General features: G+C 33.5%; 23 protein-coding genes. 3 read left to right on the top strand and 20 right to left on the bottom strand.

The features are described 5' to 3' along the window. Positions 1-118 precede the first annotated feature (118 nt). Positions 119-1,081, top strand: a complete 963-nt coding sequence (locus KPF49_RS03740) for a 4-hydroxy-3-methylbut-2-enyl diphosphate reductase (protein ID WP_183675313.1) — start codon at positions 119-121, stop codon at positions 1,079-1,081. A gap of 31 nt (positions 1,082-1,112) precedes the next feature. On the opposite strand, the gene KPF49_RS03735 is transcribed toward KPF49_RS03740, so the two are convergent. Next, the gene (locus tag KPF49_RS03735; protein ID WP_183675311.1) at positions 1,113-1,391 is read right to left on the bottom strand and encodes a hypothetical protein; all 279 of its coding nucleotides are present in this window, start codon (positions 1,389-1,391) and stop codon (positions 1,113-1,115) included. Between the two features lie 117 nt (positions 1,392-1,508). Between KPF49_RS03735 and KPF49_RS03730 the strand changes: the two genes are divergently transcribed. Continuing rightward, on the top strand, positions 1,509-2,915 hold the full coding sequence (locus KPF49_RS03730) for a YfcC family protein (protein WP_183675309.1): 1,407 nt from the start codon (positions 1,509-1,511) through the stop codon (positions 2,913-2,915). Positions 2,916-3,187: 272 nt separating this feature from the next. Here KPF49_RS03730 and KPF49_RS03725 read toward each other — a convergent pair whose 3' ends face one another. The 6 genes from KPF49_RS03725 to KPF49_RS03700 all read right to left on the bottom strand — a co-directional run bounded on the left by KPF49_RS03725 (position 3,188) and on the right by KPF49_RS03700 (position 9,159). Further along, positions 3,188-4,252 carry a Nif3-like dinuclear metal center hexameric protein gene (locus KPF49_RS03725; protein WP_183675307.1) on the bottom strand — a complete coding sequence of 355 codons (1,065 nt, stop codon included), beginning with the start codon at positions 4,250-4,252 and terminating at the stop codon, positions 3,188-3,190. Further along, a complete protein-coding gene (locus tag KPF49_RS03720; protein ID WP_183675305.1) occupies positions 4,242-4,922 on the bottom strand; it encodes a tRNA (adenine(22)-N(1))-methyltransferase in 681 nt (226 codons plus the stop codon). Before KPF49_RS03720 ends, KPF49_RS03725 begins: the two co-directional genes overlap by 11 nt. A 69-nt stretch (positions 4,923-4,991) precedes the next feature. After that, positions 4,992-5,363: a c-type cytochrome gene (locus tag KPF49_RS03715; protein WP_183675303.1), complete on the bottom strand. Its 372-nt coding sequence runs from the start codon at positions 5,361-5,363 to the stop codon at positions 4,992-4,994. 103 nt (positions 5,364-5,466) lie between these two features. After that, a complete protein-coding gene (gene rpoD, locus KPF49_RS03710; RefSeq protein ID WP_183675301.1) occupies positions 5,467-6,573 on the bottom strand; it encodes an RNA polymerase sigma factor RpoD in 1,107 nt (368 codons plus the stop codon). 16 nt (positions 6,574-6,589) lie between these two features. After that, on the bottom strand, positions 6,590-8,341 hold the full coding sequence (gene dnaG / locus KPF49_RS03705; RefSeq protein WP_183675299.1) for a DNA primase: 1,752 nt from the start codon (positions 8,339-8,341) through the stop codon (positions 6,590-6,592). Positions 8,342-8,352: 11 nt separating this feature from the next. Then, complete coding sequence (locus KPF49_RS03700; RefSeq protein ID WP_183675297.1) at positions 8,353-9,159, bottom strand: pyruvate, water dikinase regulatory protein; 807 nt, start codon at positions 9,157-9,159, stop codon at positions 8,353-8,355. A gap of 283 nt (positions 9,160-9,442) precedes the next feature. On the opposite strand from KPF49_RS03700, the gene KPF49_RS03695 reads away from it, so the two are divergent. Beyond that, on the top strand, positions 9,443-10,834 hold the full coding sequence (locus KPF49_RS03695) for a glycine--tRNA ligase (RefSeq protein WP_183675295.1): 1,392 nt from the start codon (positions 9,443-9,445) through the stop codon (positions 10,832-10,834). Positions 10,835-10,870: 36 nt separating this feature from the next. Here the strand turns inward: KPF49_RS03695 and recO are convergent, their stop codons facing one another. The 13 genes from recO to mtaB all read right to left on the bottom strand — a co-directional run bounded on the left by recO (position 10,871) and on the right by mtaB (position 20,121). Next, positions 10,871-11,611 carry a DNA repair protein RecO gene (gene recO / locus KPF49_RS03690; RefSeq protein ID WP_260173252.1) on the bottom strand — a complete coding sequence of 247 codons (741 nt, stop codon included), beginning with the start codon at positions 11,609-11,611 and terminating at the stop codon, positions 10,871-10,873. An 8-nt stretch (positions 11,612-11,619) separates the two neighbouring features. Next, positions 11,620-12,522 carry a GTPase Era gene (gene era, locus KPF49_RS03685; RefSeq protein ID WP_183675290.1) on the bottom strand — a complete coding sequence of 301 codons (903 nt, stop codon included), beginning with the start codon at positions 12,520-12,522 and terminating at the stop codon, positions 11,620-11,622. Next, on the bottom strand, positions 12,522-12,938 hold the full coding sequence (gene cdd / locus KPF49_RS03680; protein WP_183675288.1) for a cytidine deaminase: 417 nt from the start codon (positions 12,936-12,938) through the stop codon (positions 12,522-12,524). Before cdd ends, era begins: the two co-directional genes overlap by 1 nt. Before the next feature lies 1 nt (position 12,939). Beyond that, the gene (locus KPF49_RS03675; protein WP_183675285.1) at positions 12,940-13,293 is read right to left on the bottom strand and encodes a diacylglycerol kinase family protein; all 354 of its coding nucleotides are present in this window, start codon (positions 13,291-13,293) and stop codon (positions 12,940-12,942) included. A 2-nt stretch (positions 13,294-13,295) separates the two neighbouring features. Beyond that, positions 13,296-13,757, bottom strand: coding sequence for an rRNA maturation RNase YbeY (ybeY, locus tag KPF49_RS03670; RefSeq protein WP_183675283.1), 462 nt, complete (start codon positions 13,755-13,757; stop codon positions 13,296-13,298). Next, on the bottom strand, positions 13,744-14,706 hold the full coding sequence (locus tag KPF49_RS03665) for a PhoH family protein (protein ID WP_183675281.1): 963 nt from the start codon (positions 14,704-14,706) through the stop codon (positions 13,744-13,746). Before KPF49_RS03665 ends, ybeY begins: the two co-directional genes overlap by 14 nt. 40 nt (positions 14,707-14,746) lie before the next feature. Next, positions 14,747-15,481 carry a YwiC-like family protein gene (locus tag KPF49_RS03660; protein WP_183675279.1) on the bottom strand — a complete coding sequence of 245 codons (735 nt, stop codon included), beginning with the start codon at positions 15,479-15,481 and terminating at the stop codon, positions 14,747-14,749. 60 nt (positions 15,482-15,541) lie between these two features. Then, a complete protein-coding gene (locus tag KPF49_RS03655; RefSeq protein WP_183675277.1) occupies positions 15,542-16,000 on the bottom strand; it encodes a hypothetical protein in 459 nt (152 codons plus the stop codon). Between the two features lie 8 nt (positions 16,001-16,008). Then, positions 16,009-17,001 (bottom strand): flotillin-like protein FloA, encoded by a 993-nt coding sequence (gene floA / locus KPF49_RS03650; RefSeq protein ID WP_183675275.1) that lies wholly within the window; start codon positions 16,999-17,001, stop codon positions 16,009-16,011. Then, the gene (locus KPF49_RS03645; RefSeq protein WP_183675273.1) at positions 17,001-17,630 is read right to left on the bottom strand and encodes an NfeD family protein; all 630 of its coding nucleotides are present in this window, start codon (positions 17,628-17,630) and stop codon (positions 17,001-17,003) included. Before KPF49_RS03645 ends, floA begins: the two co-directional genes overlap by 1 nt. A 159-nt stretch (positions 17,631-17,789) precedes the next feature. Next, positions 17,790-17,966, bottom strand: a complete 177-nt coding sequence (gene rpsU / locus KPF49_RS03640; protein WP_040928386.1) for a 30S ribosomal protein S21 — start codon at positions 17,964-17,966, stop codon at positions 17,790-17,792. A 103-nt stretch (positions 17,967-18,069) separates the two neighbouring features. Continuing rightward, on the bottom strand, positions 18,070-18,735 hold the full coding sequence (deoC, locus tag KPF49_RS03635) for a deoxyribose-phosphate aldolase (protein WP_183675271.1): 666 nt from the start codon (positions 18,733-18,735) through the stop codon (positions 18,070-18,072). Further along, positions 18,736-20,121, bottom strand: coding sequence for a tRNA (N(6)-L-threonylcarbamoyladenosine(37)-C(2))-methylthiotransferase MtaB (gene mtaB / locus KPF49_RS03630; RefSeq protein WP_183675269.1), 1,386 nt, complete (start codon positions 20,119-20,121; stop codon positions 18,736-18,738). Positions 20,122-20,128 lie beyond the last annotated feature (7 nt).

Below are 20,128 nucleotides of genomic sequence, written 5' to 3'. Positions count from 1 at the left end.
CTATTTCTATTTTAGCTCGGTCTATATTATACATGAACATGGATGATTAAGATAGCTTAAGTGATTCATTTGAAATCACATTATAATGATATATAATCAGTACAGAGGAGGCATCTTAATGGATATTATAAAAATTGCGCCACGTGGATATTGTTACGGTGTTGTTGATGCGATGGTAATTGCTAAAAACGCATCACTAGATCAGTCATTACCTAGACCCATTTATATTTTAGGAATGATCGTTCATAACAAACACGTAACAGATGCATTTGAAGATGAAGGTATCATCACATTAGATGGTGAAAACCGCTTAGAAATATTAGAACAAATTGAAGAAGGAACAGTTATTTTTACTGCTCACGGTGTCTCACCTGAAGTAAAAAAACGCGCGCGTGAGAAAGGTCTCACTTGTATAGATGCAACATGCCCTGATGTTCAATTTACTCATGACCTTATAGAAAATAAAACTGAAGAAGGCTATGAAGTTATTTACATCGGTAAAAAAGGGCACCCAGAACCTGAGGGCGCTGTTGGAGTTTCACCTGACAAAGTTCACTTAATTGAAACTGAAGAAGAAGTTAAACATCTTCCGGAACGTTTACAAGATAAAAAACTCATCGTAACAAACCAAACAACGATGAGTCAGTGGGACGTGCAACATATTATGGATGCATTGAAATTAGAATTCCCACACATCGAAGTCCATAGAGAAATTTGTATGGCAACTCAAGTTCGACAAGAAGCAGTTGCTGAGCAAGCAAAAGAAGCTGATCTATTAATCGTTGTAGGTGACCCAAAAAGTAACAACTCAAATAGACTTGCCCAAGTATCAAAAGAAATCGCTCATACGAATGCTTACCGAATCTCATCACTTAGTGAGTTAAAATTAGAGTGGCTTCACGGTATAGAGTCAGTCGCGATTACTGCAGGTGCTTCAACACCAACACAAATCGTTAAAGAAGTGATTGACTACTTTACAAACTATGATCCTGAAAACCCACAACAACCAGTTTCAACAGTACCAAAAGAAAAGATTTTACCGAATATAAAAAATCCAAAACCTGTTAAGATTTTGAAATAAAAAAAGCGACTGATATTAATCAGTCGCTTTTTTAAATAAATACAATGATAAGATTGACAATCATAAATACAAATACAGCAGGAATGACAATATTACCGACACGTTTATTCACAATTTCTTTTGCTTCATCTTTATGCTTTTCTTTTATATTTTTTTCAATAATAAAACTAAAAATCGCAAAAATAATTGCCATTACTATGTAACTAATAAAATGATCTGTAAATGCAACAGTAAATATAGCAATTGGTATTAAGAACATTAAAGTTACACCGTACTTCTCTCCAAATGCCTCCAAAAAATCACCTTCCATTGAGACTAATTACCTCACTATATAATATATCATTTTTTATTAATTTAATTAAATCATTGATTTATTCACAAAATATTCTGTATACTTAACAACAAATAGACTTAAGAGGTGATTAATTTGCGTAAAACAAGTAATGAGAAGAAACAAGGCTTTCAAATGCCCCATATCTATGTCATTTTATTTCTAATTATTTTTCTTGCAGCACTCGCATCGTATATTATACCTGCTGGAGAATTTGACCGTGAAGAAGTAAACGGTATCAATGTAATAATCGCAGATACATTCCATTATATTGAGCAAGCACCAGTAACTTTTATGGAATTTATGACAGCGATTCCAAGAGGTATTGAAGAAACAGTAATTATTATCTTTGGTATTTTAGCCATTGGTGCGATGTTTGGTGTAATTGAGAAAGCGGGAATTATCGACATGATTCTAAACTTCTTAATTAAGACGTTTGGAAATAAAGGATTACTTATTATTCCAGTAATTTCTTTTACGCTTGCACTATTCGTTGCAATGACAGGGATGATTGAAGCGTCTCTAATATTCTTACCAGCATTGCTACCCCTATTTTTAAAATTTGGGTATGATCGTATTGCATCTACAGCTATTATATTAATTTCAACGGTTGTTGGTTTTGCCTGTGGTTTAACAACTGCAGCAAACGTCGGTACTGCACATACAATTGCTGAACTACCTTTATTCTCAGGTTTATGGTATCGTGCGATTGCATTAGTCATTATGCTAACGGTTGGTATCATCTTTGTAAGTAGGTATATTAAAAAAGTACAAAAAAATCCAGAAGCATCTCTTGTTACAGACGACGTTGATGATAGTGAATTCGTAAAAGAAGAGATTAAATATCCAAAGTCAGAAACAAGAACAATGATTGCAACATTTGTATTAGTCATTTTACTTGTATTAATGGCATTCTTGATCTTCCAATATAAATGGTACTTCTTAGAATTAGGTGGTTACTATATCTTTTCTGGTATTGTGATTGGATTAATTGCCGGATTAAAGCCATCTAAAATTGCTGAATACATGAATGATGGTATGCGTATGATTTTACTTGGCGCATTTATTGTTGGGGTGGCGCGTGCAATCTCAGTCGTATTAGCAGATGGTATGATTATGGATACAATTGTCTACGGTCTAAGTAAAATCGTAGTCGTTCTACCTGAAACAGTAGTTCCAGTAGCAATGATGATCGTACAAGCATTAATCAACTTCTTAATCCCGTCAGGTAGTGGTCAAGCAGCTGCAACGATGCCAATCATTATTGGAATTGTTGACTTAACAGAAATGACTAGACAAACAGCAGTACTTGCATTCCTATTTGGTGACGGATTCTCAAACATTTTCTACCCGACATCTGGATACTTCATGGCGGCATTAGCAATCGCAAAAATTAAATATACAGATTGGATCAAATTCATTTGGCCGTTACTTCTTATTTGGTATACAATCGCTGCGGTATTACTCGTCATTGCGTACTTTATCAACTATGGTCCAATGTAATAGATACATTAAAAAAACGTAGATGTCTATCAACATCTACGTTTTTATATGGAGATTTATTTTTCGTTAAATTAAATTTTATTAGTTAACGTAAACACTCGTTTCGTTTACGTATTATTACTATTTTAATATAAATCATGTTTATGTAAATACACTTAGTCATTCGTTTACGCAATTACTGTAATCATTAATAAAATAAAGCACCCTTTAACGCAAATCGTATTTGCGTTAAAGAATGCTTAAAATATAATTCAAGACATCAATATATTATTTTACATAAATGGATTTGTATTCACTTTTGTAGCAACTACTTTTAAATCTAACTGCTCAATCAGTAAATCTTTTAAACCTTCGATCATCATATACTCTAAATAATGGCCGGCATCAATTAAATTATACCCTTCTTCTTTAGCATCGAATGCTTCATGGTATTTAATATCTCCAGTAATTAGACAGTCTGCTTGTTTTCTTGCTTCAGAGATAAAGCTCGCACCGCTTCCGCCGATTATTGCCACACGCGTCATTTTTCCGTCATTACCTTTAACGACATTAACGACAGGAGATTTTGATTGATTACGTACAACTTCAACTAAATCATCCATCGTTCCATTAAATTCAGCAACGACACCGAGCCCTTTACTTGTAGGTTTCGTAATTTTAAATACATCATATGCTGGTTCTTCATATGGATGAGCTTCAATCATATTTAATATTTTTTCTCTACTTCCATCGAAGATTGACTCAATGATAACTTCGTCTACGTATTCTAATTCGTTATTTGTTCCAATTGTCGGATTCGCTTGTTCGTTTGGTTTAAATTGACCTTGAACATCATATTCAAAGAAACATTCACTATAGTCCCCTTGATTTCCAAATCCAATTTGATTTAACTGCTTTTTAAAATCTTCTTTATCTTCTTTAGGAATATTTACTCTTAATTTATAAGATATTTCATCATGTCTAATTAAAGGCGATACGGCTTTTAGCCCAAGATTTTTTGCAATAATACTACTGACACCATTACTTTGATGGTCTAAATTCGTATGCATTGCAATTAAATTTAAATCGTTTTTAATTAATGTTTTAATAATATCTGAGTGATAACTATCATCAAGTTTTGAAATTTTAGGGAAGATAATCGGATGGTGCGCGATAATTGTATTTACATCATTATCTATTGCATCTTCAATCACTTCTAAATTACAATCTAAAGTCGTCATTACACCTGTCACTTCGTTTTTGTTAGATCCTACTAGTAAGCCAACATTATCCCAGTCTTCAGCATCATTAAATGGTGCAATATTATTAAGCTTTTCTACTAACTGTTTAATATTCATTATTAATCACCTGACTTATTAAATTAATTTCATCAGTAATTTCTTTTAACTTATGGTTCGTTTTACCTGACGCTTCGATTTGTTTTTTAATATGTTCTAGATGAGATTTATCTTTCTTTAATTTTAATAAAAATAAATCTGTACGTTCACTTAAATTTACTGGACCAAATTTATATTCTAAATCTGTATAATCTTTTCTACCATAATCAAAAACCATTAATTCATAGAATTTGTCATTATAGTAATTAATTTCTTCTTGTACAATAGAATACCCTTCGTTAGTCATTTGTCTTCTGACGGACTCACCATATATATTTGAGCTAATGACAAAGCGTGGTGTATTGTTTAAGTACTTTACTCCGTCTTTAATAATCGATGCGATTAATGGTCCACCCATACCACATATTGTAATTGTATCAAACTTTTCAGAGTCTTTAATGACACTTAGTCCAGAGCCAAGCCTAACTTCAATCACGTCTTCTAAATTATGACCTTTAATATTAGAAATAGAATTTTCATAAGGCCCTTTAACGATTTCGCCTGCGACTGCTGACTCTATTTGGTTATTGTTAATTAAATAAATTGGCAAATATGCATGATCACTACCAACATCTAATAATTTAGTTCCTACTACATATTTACTAACTGCTTCTAATCTCAAATCTATCATTATTTTCACCTATTTTAGAAATAAAAAACTCCTACACTAATATATGTAGGAGTTTAAATTCATTATTAATTATTCTGTAAAGAATTGATACATAGCAGAGATTTCTTCATCTGAAATTTGATCTTCAGAGTGTGCTGGCATTGAAGTACCATCAATACCATTTCTTACGTCGTCATGGAAAGTATCTTCGTCTAAGCTAGTTCCAGCTAAAGCAGGACCCATACCGCCTGAGAAGTCTTGACCGTGACATGAAGCACAGTTATCTTTTGCAATTGCTTCACCATCTACGTCTCCAGATGACGCGCTTTCTTGCTCTTCACTTCCGTTGTCAGCTGTTTCACTGCTACCATCATCCGTTGCGCCGTATGAAGATAGTAAGAAAACAAGTCCAACACCTAAGAAGATGATTAATAAGAATGGGATAATTGGATTCTTATTCATTAAATTGCCCTCCCCTTTTAATTAGCATATTCTTATTCAATTGTATACTAATTGCAAATAAATTCCAACGAGTTTTTGTAGTAAATATACACTTTGTTCACAATTAATCCATAAAATCTTTTAGTTTCTTTGATCGTGACGGATGACGAAGCTTTCTTAAAGCTTTGGCTTCTATTTGTCTAATACGTTCACGTGTTACACCAAATACTTTTCCAACTTCTTCAAGTGTACGTGTACGTCCATCATCTAATCCAAAACGTAAGCGAAGCACATTCTCTTCACGGTCTGTAAGTGTATCTAAAACGTCTTCTAGTTGATCTTTAAGCATTTCATATGCCGCGTGATCCGAAGGACTTTGTGCTTCAATATCTTCAATAAAGTCACCTAGGTGAGAGTCATCTTCTTCCCCAATTGGTGTTTCTAATGATACTGGTTCTTGTGAAATTTTAAGAATTTCTCTTACTCTGTCTGCTGGGATATCCATTTCCTCACCGATTTCTTCAGGTGTAGGTTCACGGCCTAAGTCTTGAAGTAATTGTCTTTGGATACGTATTAATTTATTAATTGTTTCAACCATATGAACTGGTATACGAATCGTTCTCGCTTGGTCAGCTATAGCACGTGTTATTGCTTGACGTATCCACCATGTTGCATAAGTTGAGAATTTAAATCCTTTTGTAAAGTCAAATTTCTCTACTGCTTTAATAAGTCCCATATTACCTTCTTGAATAAGGTCTAGGAATAACATACCACGACCAACGTAACGTTTTGCGATACTTACAACTAAACGTAAATTCGCTTCCGCGAGTTTATTTTTTGCTTCGAGATCACCTTGTTCAATTCTTTTAGCTAATTCGACCTCTTCTTGAGCTGTTAGTAAATCAACACGACCAATTTCTTTTAAATACATACGTACTGGGTCATTAATTTTAATACCAACAGGCGCTGACATATCACGAACATCTAATTTTTCGTCTTTATCATCTGCATCTTTTTCGTTTACTAGTTCAATTTCAGCCGTATGGATTTGTTCAAAGAACTCATCCATTGCATCTGAATCTAAGTCAAAATTTTGTAGCTTATCGGCAATTTCTTCATGCGATAATTCTCCCGATTGCTTACCTTTTTCAAGTAGATAACTTTTAACAGACTCAATATTCGTCATGTCAATCTCATTTTCATCTATTAATGTTGTCTTTTTATTGGACATTGAAATCCCCCTATAATTATTTTGACTTTGGAGATTTTTGTAGTTCTATTAGCTGACTAAATAGTTCTAATGCTCGTGTATCATCTCCAATGAGTTCCGCTTGCTCAATTTCTTTGATTAGCTTATTTTTTTCTCCACTACTTGAACTCATACCACTTATTGCATTCACGTAATCATTTAATTCACTTTCTCCTAATATAGGTAAGTCAGTGTCTAATATACGCTCTAAATTACTTAATTGTTCATGGTCAATATAGGATAAAAACATTTGCTTATCAAATGTATCGAATTCGCTAAAATACTCCACTAAGTTCTTAATTATACCATAATAACCTTCAGTTTGAAATAATTCAGAGTCTAATTTACTTTTAAATGTTTCAAGTGCTGATTTATCATTGATAAATGTATGAATAATATGTCTTTCTTTAAATTCTCTTGACGTAACATTTAAAATTGACGGTCGATGAAATGTTTCTTTTTGCCTTCTGACTTCTTTTCTTTTTGGTAGCTGTCGTTTAATTAAGTCAGCTTCAATTTCGTATAAATCAGAAAGCCCTCTTAAAATTCTACTTTCTTCAACTTCATTTTGAACATATTTAAGTAATTGAATTGAACGGTTTAAATTTTCAGTGAACATTAAATCATTGTCTTTAGAATCTTTAAGTTTTTCTTTTGCGTCATATAAAATAAAATGATCTCTATTTTCTTTAATATAATTTTCGAATGATTCACTGCCGTATTTTTCAATATACTCATCTGGGTCCATACCACTAGGGAGTGAAATGACATATGGGTTTGCTTGCATTTCTAATATCTTTTCACCAACTGAAGTTGTTGCATTTTTACCTGCTTTATCTCCATCAAACATCAGTGTGATGTTTTGAGTGACTCTTTTAAGAATTTCAATTTGCTCTTTAGACACACTTGTCCCCATTGTTCCAACAACGTTTTTAATATTCGTGCCTTTTACTTTTAAAACATCCATATGACCTTCCATCATAATAACTTCTTTACGGTCTTGTATAACTTTATAAGAATCTGATAAGTTAAAAATTAAACGACTTTTATGGAATATATCAGTTTCGGGTGAGTTTAAATATTTTGGGTGATCATCACCTAAAGCACGTGCAGTAAATGCAACATATCTCCCTTTATGATTTTTAATTGGAATCATAATTCTATTTCTAAACCGGTCGAAGTATTGAAAAGTCTCTTCATTTCTAGCAACAAGTCCTGCTTGGTACATCATTTCTTTTGAGTATCCTAATTTTTCTAAAACTTTTATTGTACCGTCAGACATATTCGGTGAGAGTCCAATTTTTTCACGTTTAATTTGTTCTAGTGTAAATCCACGATCGAGTAAATAATTTAATGCCGTTTCGCCTTCTTTTGTTTCTGTTAAAATTTCATGATATAAATCAACGAGATGTTCATGCATTTTAATTAATTGTAAATCTTTGGAGTTTATACTTTCTTGTTTATATTTTATTTTTAAACCTGCACGATTTCCTAAATCTCTTAACGCTTCACTAAACGATAAGTTCTCCATTTCTTTATAAAAATCAATAACAGATCCACTAGCTTGGCAACCAAAACAATAATAAAAACCCTTTTCTTTATTTACGTTAAATGAAGGGGTGTTTTCATTATGAAATGGACAAAGCCCTAAATAATTACTTCCTCTTTTTTCTAGGTCGACATATTCAGAAATTAAGTCAACGATATCAACGGATTCTTTTACTTGCTCGGTAACTGACTGATTCGCCACTTAACACACCTCTATAAATTCATGATACGAATAATTTCGCTCGCAGTTTCTTCAATTGCTTTATTTGTCACGTTAATTGTTCGGCATCCAATTTTTTCAATCGTGTCTTCAAAATACTCTAGTTCTTCTACAATACGTTCATTTTGTCCATACGTTGCATTTTCAAATAATCCAAGTTGTTGAAGTCTTTGCTTTCGAATTTTAAATAAAACGTCAGAATCTATTTTTAAACCGATGCATTTAGTTGAATCAATTTCAAATAATTCTACAGGTAAATTTACCTCTGGTACTAACGCAATATTTACAACTTTATATCCTCTATATGCTAAAAATTGTGACAGTGGGGTTTTTGACGTCCTTGAAACTCCAATCAACACAATATCCGCATGTTTTAACCCTGACGGATCTTTACCATCATCGTATCTCACTGCAAATTCAATCGCGTCAATCTTTTTAAAGTAATCTGAATCTAGTTGATGGACACGCCCTGGTTCTTCTAAAGGTGCTTCGTCAACACTTTGGCTAATCATATCTATAATCGGCGATATAATATCAACGTATGGAATTTTAAGTTCATCTAATTTTGACGCTATATATTTTGAAAGTTCTGGCGCGACAAATGTATATAGCACTGCAATATTTTCATCTTGTATACTACTAATAAATTTGTCGATATCTTCTTTTGTTGCAATGTGAGAAATTCGTTCTACATAATGTTCTGTTGAATCAATATTAAACTGTGCAAGTGCAGCACGTGCAACAAGTTCTCCAGTTTCACCGATTGAATCTGAAACGATAAACAACTTTAAATCTTTCAAATAACACTCATCCCTTTTAAGTCATAGTAAATAATTATAACGACATATTTAAATTTATGAAAGCATAGTATTCTTGCATTGGTAATATATTAATTATATAATATTTGTAACAGCGAGTTAAGAATAGTGAAAGCTTAACAAATGACTTGGCATTTAAAATATAATATGACGAAATGAAGCAATTATAAAAATATAAATTAGGGTGGAACCGCGGGTTTTTTACTCGCCCCTGGGTAACAGTTTTTTGTTATCCAGGTTTTTTTATGTAAAGGGAGAAGATAAAATGTCAGAAGAAAAAAAGTACTCTATGGATGAAATTGTTAATTTTGCCAAAACGAGAGGTTTTGTGTTCCCAGGTTCAGAAATTTATGGTGGACTTGCAAATACTTGGGACTATGGTCCGTTAGGTATCGAATTAAAAAATAACGTTAAACAGCAATGGTGGAAAAAGTTTGTTCAAGAATCACCGTATAACGTCGGGATTGATGCTGCGATTTTAATGAACCCTAAAGTATGGGAAGCATCAGGTCACTTAGAAAACTTTAACGATCCAATGCTTGACTGTAAAGAGTGTAAATCACGCTTACGTGCGGACAAGTTAATTGAAGAACATATGCATAAAACAGACGATACATTCGTTGCAGATGGTATGTCATTTGATGCGATGAGTAAATTAATCGAAGAAGAAGATATTAAATGTCCAGTATGTGGGTCACATAATTACACTGAAATTCGTCAATTCAACTTAATGTTTAAAACAAGCCAAGGTGTCACAGAAGACTCATCAACTGATATTTTCTTACGTCCTGAAACAGCACAAGGTATTTTCGTTAACTTTAGAAATGTTCAACGTTCAATGCGTAAAAAATTACCATTTGGTATTGGCCAAATCGGTAAATCGTTCCGTAACGAAATTACTCCAGGTAACTTTACGTTCCGTACACGTGAGTTTGACCAAATGGAGTTACAGTTCTTCTGTAAACCAGGAACAGAATTAAAGTGGTTCGACTATTGGAGAGACTATGCTGAACAATGGTTAAAAGATTTAGAAATTGATATGGATAAAGTTAGAATTCGTGCACACGATGAAGATGAACTATCACACTACTCTAACTCAACTGTAGATTTTGAATACTTATTCCCGTTCGGCTGGGGAGAGTTATGGGGAATCGCGTCACGTACAGACTTCGACTTATCTAGACATATGGAGTATTCTGGTGCGGACTTTAAATATCATGATCCTGAAACAAATGAAAAATATGTGCCAAACGTTATCGAACCGTCTCTAGGTTTAGATCGTATGACTCTTGCATTTTTAGTGGATGCTTATGAAATTGAAGACCTCGGTGACGGTCAAAAACGTAACGTATTAAAGTTACACCATAGACTTGCACCATTTAAAGCTGCGGTGTTGCCATTATCTAAAAAATTAAGTGATGAAGCAATGAAAGTATATGAACAGCTGGCACCAGACTTTAATATTGAATTTGATGAAAGTCAGTCAATTGGTAAACGTTACCGTCGTCAAGACGAAATCGGTACTCCGTACTGTATTACATTTGACTTCGACTCTGTAGAAGACAACAAAGTCACAGTACGCGACAGAGATACGATGGAACAAGAACGTATCGCAATCGAAGACTTAAACGATTATTTAAAAGAAAAAATGAATTAATTAATCAAAAATAAGCAGTGTCTAACGACACTGCTTTTATATTTGGAGTAATTTTCTCGTTTTAAAAAACTCTCCAGTATATTCTTGAAATAACATATCGACAAATTTAAATAATTTCTTACCGTCAGCCTCGTCGATATTGATCGAGTTTAAATGTTCGATTTGAACATGCTTTAAAAATGCTGCTAAATAAATTGACCGGCTATTAACAAAAACTGAGCGTTCTAACTCTTCGTCATTCGTATGGTTATTACATAAAACACCATGATATTTAAACGAATAACGATTCATATTTTCATAATTATAACTTCCACATAATACACATTGATCGACGTTTAATAATGCTCCGTATTTTGGAAATAATTTTATTATGACAAAGCTTAGTACCGAATACTTTTCGTTTTTATCATCTAACAATTTAAATGCTTGGTACATCAATTTATATAATGCTGGGTCAGCAATTTCTTCATCAGTAATACGGTTAATAATTTCTACAATAAAACTTGCAACTGTATACGTATCAAAATCACCGTTAATATTGTTATACTGACTAATTACGTCAACTTCAGTTAGCGTCCCCATTCCTCGATGTCTTGAATACGTATAAAGACTATGGTTAAAACCTTGCTTTAAACTATTAAATGGACTTCTTGGCTTATTAAATCCGCGCGCCATAAGCGGAACAAGTGCACCATTTTCACTCAGTACAGTGATAATTTTACTTGATTCACTATAATTGGTGTGTCGAATCATAAAACCTTTATTTTGGTGGATCAAACTATCACCTAATATTCTTCATCTTTATAGCCAAGATTTCTAATAAATTGTGGCTTATTTCTCCAGTCTTTTTGAACTTTCACCCATAATTCTAAATATACTTTATCTCCAAGTAATGCTTCAATATCTTTACGTGCAAGCGTTCCGACACGTTTTAGCATTTTACCACCTTTACCGATAACCATACCTTTTTGAGAATCTCTTTCGACGTAAATAATCGCTTCAACTTTTACTTTTTCTCTATCGTCTTCTCGCTTCATTTTAGTCACTTCTACACCAATTGAATGCGGAATTTCTTGTTCTGTTAACAGTAAGATTTTTTCACGAATTAACTCTGAAACGATAAAATGTTCAGGGTGATCAGTGACACGATCTTTCGGATAGTACATCGGCCCTTCTTCTAAGTGTGATTCAATAACGTCTAGAAGATTTGTAGTATTTGTGCCTTGTAGTGCACTAATTGGTACGACATCTGCAAATTCAAACTCATTAGTATAGCGCTCAATGATTTCAGGAAGTTCATCCGGATGGATGAGATCAATTTTATTTATGACTAAAATGACAGGTGTCTTCGTATCTTTAATCATATTTAAAATATATTCGTCACCAGGACCTTTTTTTTCTGTTGCGTTTACAACGAATAAAATCACTTCAGTCTCTTTTAAAGTACGTTTCGCAACGCGCATCATATGTTCACCGAGCTGGTGTTTTGGTTTATGAATACCAGGTGTATCAATGAAAATCATTTGAACCGTATCTGTTGTGTAAACTCCTTGAATTTTATTTCTTGTCGTTTGTGGTTTATCACTCATAATCGCAACTTTTTGTCCAAGTACGTGGTTCATAAACGTCGATTTACCAACGTTTGGTCTTCCTAAAATAGTTATAAACCCGGATTTAAATTGTGTCATTAGTCCATATCCTTTCCACTAAATCCTAGCGGTAATAATTCATCGACTGTACGTTTAATCACGCGCTTATCTTTACTTAACATATATACAGGCATCTTGTCATGTGTAAGTTCTTTTAAGACCTGTCGACATACACCACATGGACTCGCTGGATCGTCTGCATCAGTGATCACTACACATGCTTTAAATTTAGTAATTCCTCTAGCATAAGCTGATACGAGTGCTGTACGTTCTGCACAAATTGTTGCAGGATACGATGCGTTTTCAATATTTGCACCGTAAATATATTCGTCATCTTCAGTAATCAGTAATGCACCTACATTAAATTTAGAATATGGTGTATAAGCATTTTGTTGTGCGTTTAAAACTTCGTCATACCATTCGTCTTTAAAAATTCCATCATCGATAATCGCCATATTAAAACACTCCTAATAATTTTAAAATTTTTGGTAAAAATATTATAACGCCAATAATCATAGCGTAAAGACTCGATAAAAGTACTGCAAAACTTGCGACGTCTTTAGCGTATTTTGCATGAAGTTGATATTCATTTGTCGTTAAATCCACAACTTCTTCAATTGCTGTATTTAGTGCTTCAGTTATGAGTACTAAAAATATTGCACTGATAATTAATAACCACTCTACGCTATTAAGTTTGAATATTACTGAAATTATTAACACAATAATTGATGTAATTACGTGAAGTAAGAAATGAATATCTTTATTAAGTAATCGTCTAAACCCTTCTAAAGGGTATTTAAACCGCTCCATCATTAATCTCTAGAAAGTCCAAACGCATCTAAAATTTCTTTTTGAAGTCCGAACATTTCTTTTTCATCTTCTTCATTCATATGGTCATATCCAAGTAAATGTAGAAAACCATGTAAAGATAAAAACATTAACTCTCTTTTATATGAATGATTATATTCTTTTGCTTGCTCATGTGCACGGTTCGTATTGATAATAATATCGCCTAAAGTAACTGGCATACCTTTAATATCTACATCACTATCATCATCTAAAAGCGCAAATGAAATGACATCTGTAACTTCATTTTTATCTCTATAATCTCTATTAATTGTTTGTATTTCTTCTTCAGATACAAATGATATTGACACTTCAGCGTCTTTATCTTTTTTTAAATAGTCATACGTATAGTTAATTAGAGTTTCAATGTCTTCTCGTTCTTTTTCTGTTGTATAGTTTTCTTCATCTAAAAAATCAATCGTTAACATGTATATCACCTGCTTCATATGCGCGAATTATTCTTGATACGAGTGGATGTCTCACGACGTCTTGGTCTGTAAAGTGATTAATTTTAACTCCGCGGACGTCTTTTAGCTTATCTACACTTTCAATTAAACCACTTCTCGTTTTACTTGGTAAATCGATTTGTGTTTCGTCACCTGTAACGACCATCTTCGAACCAAATCCAAGACGTGTTAGGAACATTTTCATCTGCATCGTTGTTGTGTTTTGTGCTTCGTCGAGTATAATAAACGCATCATTTAACGTACGACCTCTCATGTACGCAAGTGGCGCTACTTCAATGATTCCACGCTCAATTAGACGATCTGTATGTTCAGCGCCAAGCATCATGTGTAATCCATCGTATAGTGGTCTTAAATATGGGTCTACTTTTTCTTTTAAATCACCTGGTAAAAATCCTAGGTTTTCTCCAGCTTCTACTGCTGGTCTTGTTAATACAATTCGTTTAATATCGTTATCTTTTAACATTTGGCACGCAATTACGACTGCTAGAAATGTTTTACCCGTTCCTGCAGGACCAATACCAAATGTTAAATCATTATTTTTAATATGATTAATATAAATTTGTTGTCCTGTTGTTTTTGCGCGAATTGGTTTTCCTCTAAAGTCTTTAGCAATTTCTTCTTTATAAAGATCTTCTAGATATTCTAAAGTTCCTTTTTCAGACATTTGGATGGCAGATTGAAGATCTCTTAACGTCACTTGGTGACCTTGTTTTCTAATTCGAAGTAGAGACGTTAGTATGTCTAACGTTTTTTGTTCAATTGACTCATCATCACTTTTAATTTTAACCTCATGTCCGTTAGAGTAAATATGAACGTCAAACTCATCTTCTAATATACGAATATGTTCATCATTCACTCCTAGGATTTGTTGTGCGTCGTCAAAATTATCAAAATGTAATACTTTTGGCATGTACTAACCCTTTCTTATTTGAAGTAAAACTCTCAATAGATTAACTAAAATATACCATAAATAGCGAGATAACAATAGTCACGTATACTACATGAATGATTTCTAAAATACCGAGTTGTTTCGGTTTCCATCCTTTTCCATACACATATACTGCTCTAATAAATCCAAATAAAAATGCAACACCTACAATCGGATGATAAATAAATCCTGCAACCATAATAATAAAATGATAAATAAATGATGCCCATTTATACTTTGGATTGTTCTTTTCGCGTATTACTGTTTTTACAACTAGTGCTGATCCAACAAAATATAGCGTAGTGATAATCATTATAAATATTAACTTATTTGTAACTTCGTGAGTATTTAAAATTCCTGTAGCACCACCTGCTAAACTAAATATGATAATCGCTGAGATATTATTCAGCATATTTCGTTCATTACGTTTAAATGAGAAATAAGCATTAACAGTACCAAAAGGAATCATACAAAGGAAAAAATAAATTACTCGGTACTCAACCATAATCGGGTAGAGAAGAAATAGTAGTGAAATAACCCCAAATAAAAGAGCACTATTTAGAATCTCAAATTCTTTACGTTTAAATCTCTTGAAAAAATATAGTATGTGATCTGCTGAGAAAAATATAAATAACCATCCAATGATAAAAAACAATTGCGAAGCATGAAATCCTCCTGCAACCATACCTAATAATGGTGGCATAAAAACCATCGCCCATGCACCATGCTGATTTTGTTTTTTAAATTTAAACTGCATAAATTACACCTCTCTTTCATTATACTATGATTATTTAACCATAAAAAAGAAGAGTTAGTATTATCTAACTCTTCTTTGCCTGCTTTTAGGTGGTCCGAGAACTTCTTGCATAATAATACCGTTAACGACCGCTTCTTTATCAAAAGATAATGCGCTTTTACTGTCATTATTTTCACTTACAGTACGTTTACGCTCTTTTTTAACTTCGTTCTCAAACTCACTTAACTTCGCAGTTTCAACAGGTCTTTCAACTTCTTTTTTTACAGTGTCTTGAAGTTTACGTTTTATTTTTGGTTGTGTCTTTTTAACTTCTTTTTCAAATTCAAAGTTAGAAGACTCTTCTTTTAAACGTTTGAATTCATCAACCGCTTCTTGTTTTGATTTTTGGTATTTTTCATTTAACTTATCAAAATCAATGTTTCTCGGATTTTCTCGCTGCTTTTTTTGTTGTTCAGCATTATTAAAGTATGAAATAATACCGCCAATCGCAAATATAATTAATGGTACGAGTAACTCCATAATATCACTTACTCTTCTTCATTATATTTTGTCGGATCTGTCATTTTGTTAATTGAATCTCTCATTTTTGTATCTGCTTCAACATTTTTTAAATCGTAGTATTCAGAAACCGTAATATTTCCTTCTTCTAACGCTTTAGCAAATGCGAGTGGAACTTTAGATTCAGATTCCACAACTTTCGCGTGCATTTCCTGAACACGTGCTCTCATTTCTTGCTCTTCAGCAACTGCCATCGCACGGCGCTCTTCTGCTTTTGCTTGTGCGATGTTTTTATCTGCAACAGCTTGTTCAGTTTGTAAGTCTGCACCAATGTTTTTACCGATGTCTACGTCTGCAATATCAATTGATAAAATTTCAAATGCCGTCCCTGAATCAAGCCCTTTGTCGAGTACAGTTTTTGAAATTAAATCTGGATTTTCTAATACAACAGTGTGGTGTTTAGATGAACCAATTGTTGAAACAATCCCCTCACCAACACGCGCAACAATCGTATCTTCACCAGCACCACCGACTAGTCGGTCAATATTGGCACGAACTGTAATACGTGCTTTCGCTTTTACTTCGATACCATTCATCGCAACACCTGTTATGAATGGAGTTTCAATAACCTTCGGGTTAACTGACATTTGTACCGCTTCAAGTACGTCACGACCCGCTAAATCAATCGCCGCACATCTTTCAAACGTTAAGTTAATATCTGCACGCTGTGCAGCAATTAATGCGTCGATCACTCTATCAACGTTACCACCTGCAAGGTAGTGTGACTCTAGTTGGTTTGTTGTAACATCAATACCTGCTTTACGTGCTTTAATTAACGGCTCAACGACTCGCTTAGGTTTTACTTTTCTTAAGCGCATTCCAATTAATGTAAAGATTCCAATTTTTACACCAGCAGCTAGTGCTGAAATCCATAATCCTACTGGAACGAATGATAATATAAACATAACCGCAATAAATATAATAACTATAAAAATTGCGAGAGTAGCAATTCCACCTGCCATTAGTGATTCACCTCATCAGATTTTATTGGTCTGACAACGATTCTAGTACCTTCAACAAGTATAACCTTCACCTCAACTTGACCAGGTATAAATGACCCCTCTGCAACAGCATCAATCCGCTCATCGTCTATGATGACTGTACCAGATGGTCTAAGTGGTGTAGTTGTCACTCCAACTTTACCGACTAAATGAGAGCGGTCATCAAAAGATGTATAACCACTTTCACTATCTGTAGCGTCTGTAAGGACAAATCGTTTCCAGAAAGGAACTTTTTTCTTTTTCACTTTGACAAAAACACCTACCTCTATTAACACTAAAATTAAGATGAAAAGTAATACGAGACTGTAGAAGGCGGGATCTTCTGTAATAAATATAATACTAAGAAAGAGTAATAAAATACCAATTACTCCAAGCACTAATCCAACAATAAAAAATTCTACGACGAATAAGCCAAGTGCAAGTATAAGTAATGTCAGTGAAAATATACTCGACTCATCATTTAATATATGCGCAACATAATAAATAATAAGCGAAACAATACTTAAAACTCCAAAAACATTTACTCTATAGTTCAATAGTTGATATGTAATTCCTAAAAAGAATATGAGTAATAAAATCGTAGAAATCACGGGACTTGCTATCAAACTTATTATATTTATTAAACACCCACTCACATTGTCTCCCTCCAATTTAGTATACATAAAATACTCTTTTTAAGATACAAAAAAGGGATGATTTTCATCATCCCTTTTAATATATAATTCTGTTACTCGAGGGAGTTACACGAATTATCTAAATTTACGCTTACGTGCTGCTTCTGATTTTTTCTTACGTCTTACAGAAGGTTTTTCGTAATATTCTCTTTTACGTGCTTCTTTAATCGTACCGCTCTTAGAAACTGTACGCTTGAAACGGCGTAACGCATCTTCAATAGATTCGTTTTTTCTTACTACTGTTTTAGTCAACGTGTTCCCCTCCCTCCGAATAACACAAAGAACAATTATTTCAGATATTAAAATAATATCTATTAATATTATATTATAGCTTTTATATAGTGGTCAAGGTCTTTTAATATTCAGAATTACTTTTTTCACCTTGAATAATTTTAACTCCGCTAGATGCTCCGAGCCTTGTTGCACCTTTTTCTATCATTTTTAATGCGTCTTCTCTAGAACGAATACCTCCACTTGCTTTAACACCGAGATCTTCTCCGACAGTCATTCTCATTAATGCAACTGCTTCTTCTGTTGCACCTCCACCGTTAAATCCAGTAGATGTTTTTACAAAATCAGCACCTGCTTCTTTTGATAATTTAGACGCTGTCACTATCTCATCTGACGTTAATAATGCAGATTCTATAATAACTTTCACTAACGCTTGACCATCTGCAGCATCAACTACTGCTTGAATATCTTCTTTTACTAAATCATAGTCTCCTGATTTTAATGCACCGATATTAATAACCATGTCAACTTCGTCTGCACCATTATTAATTGCATCTTTTGTTTCATAGCTTTTTACTTCACTTGTTGTTGCACCAAGTGGGAAACCAATAACTGTACATACTTTAGTTTCACTACCATCAAGCAATTCTTTACTTAGCTTAACGTACGATGGATTAATACAAACACTAAAGAAATTATATTCTTTTGCTTCTTCACAGATTTTTTTTATGTCTTCAACTGTTGTGTCTGGTTTTAATAAAGTATGGTCAATAAATCTTTCTAATTTCATTTAAATCCTTCTTTCTAGTTGAATTGCTTCACTTGTGTCAATATGTCTGTCAGCGAATGCATATTCTTTTACCATAGGTTTATCTAATACTTTCACAATTTCACCTTTAGATACTGGGTAACCTGGCTCTGTTACTTTAACTTTTACAAGCTCTCCTGTGAGACTTTCGTCCCCATTTACAGCAATTTTCATATAATTATCTGCGTGACCGACGAGCATACCATCTTCTATCTTTTCAGGAATAATTTCTAATACGTCGTCCTTAAACTTTTCTGCATAACTTAATGCAAGTTCATCAGATAAAGCGATGAGTCTTTCAACACGTTCATGTTTCGTTTCGTTATCAATCTGATCTTTCATACGAGCAGCTGGTGTTCCAGTACGCGTCGAGTATGGGAATACGTGTAACTCAGAAAAATGATGCTTTTTAATAAAATTATAAGTTTCCATAAACTCTTCTTCAGTTTCTCCAGGGAATCCAACAATAACATCTGACGTAATCGCAGCTCCTGGCATCATCTCTTTTAATCTCAGTATTCTAGATTCGTAAAAATCCATCGTATATTTACGACGCATACGTTTTAATACTGTGTCTGATGCTGACTGAACTGGGATATGGAAATGTCTAACAATTTTATTTGAATTATAAATAACATCGAGTACTTCATCTGTTAATTGTGATGCTTCAATACTAGATATTCTTAAGCGATTTAGTCCTTCAACTTTCTCAAGATCTCTTAAGAGCATTGCTAAGTTATAATCTTTTAAATCTTCACCATAACCACCTGTGTGAATACCAGTTAAAATAATTTCTTTGTAACCTGATTCGACAAGTTTTTTCGCTTGTTCGATGACTTTTTCTGGATCTCTAGAACGCATTAACCCACGTGCCCAAGGGATAATACAAAACGTACAGAAGTTGTTACATCCTTCTTGTATTTTTAACGTCGCTCGTGTGCGGTCTGTGAAGTACGGTACATCCATTTCTTCAAACGTACGTTTTTTCATAATATTTTGAACTTGGTTAATCGGTTGTCTTTCCTCATGATACTGTTCAACATAATCGATTAACTTATCTCTATTTTCTGTTCCGATAATTACGTCTACTCCAGGAATCGCTTCGATTTCTTTTGGTGCAGTTTGTGCATAACACCCTGAAACCGCAATGACAGCGTCTGGATTTTGACGAATTGCACGTCTAATCACTTGTCTTGATTTTTTGTCACCGGTATTTGTAACTGTACATGTGTTGACAACGAAAACATCTGCATTATCTTCAAATTCAACACGTGAGTAGCCGGCATCTTTAAAAATTTGCCACATTGCTTCAGTTTCATAATGATTTACTTTACACCCAAGGGTAGAAAAAGCAACTGTTTTTTCCATCTATATC

Source organism: Nosocomiicoccus ampullae (genome assembly GCF_019357495.1).
In the GTDB taxonomy this organism is placed as follows: Bacteria; Bacillota; Bacilli; order Staphylococcales; family Salinicoccaceae; genus Nosocomiicoccus; species Nosocomiicoccus ampullae.
This window is presented reverse-complemented; position numbering and strand designations above follow the sequence as displayed.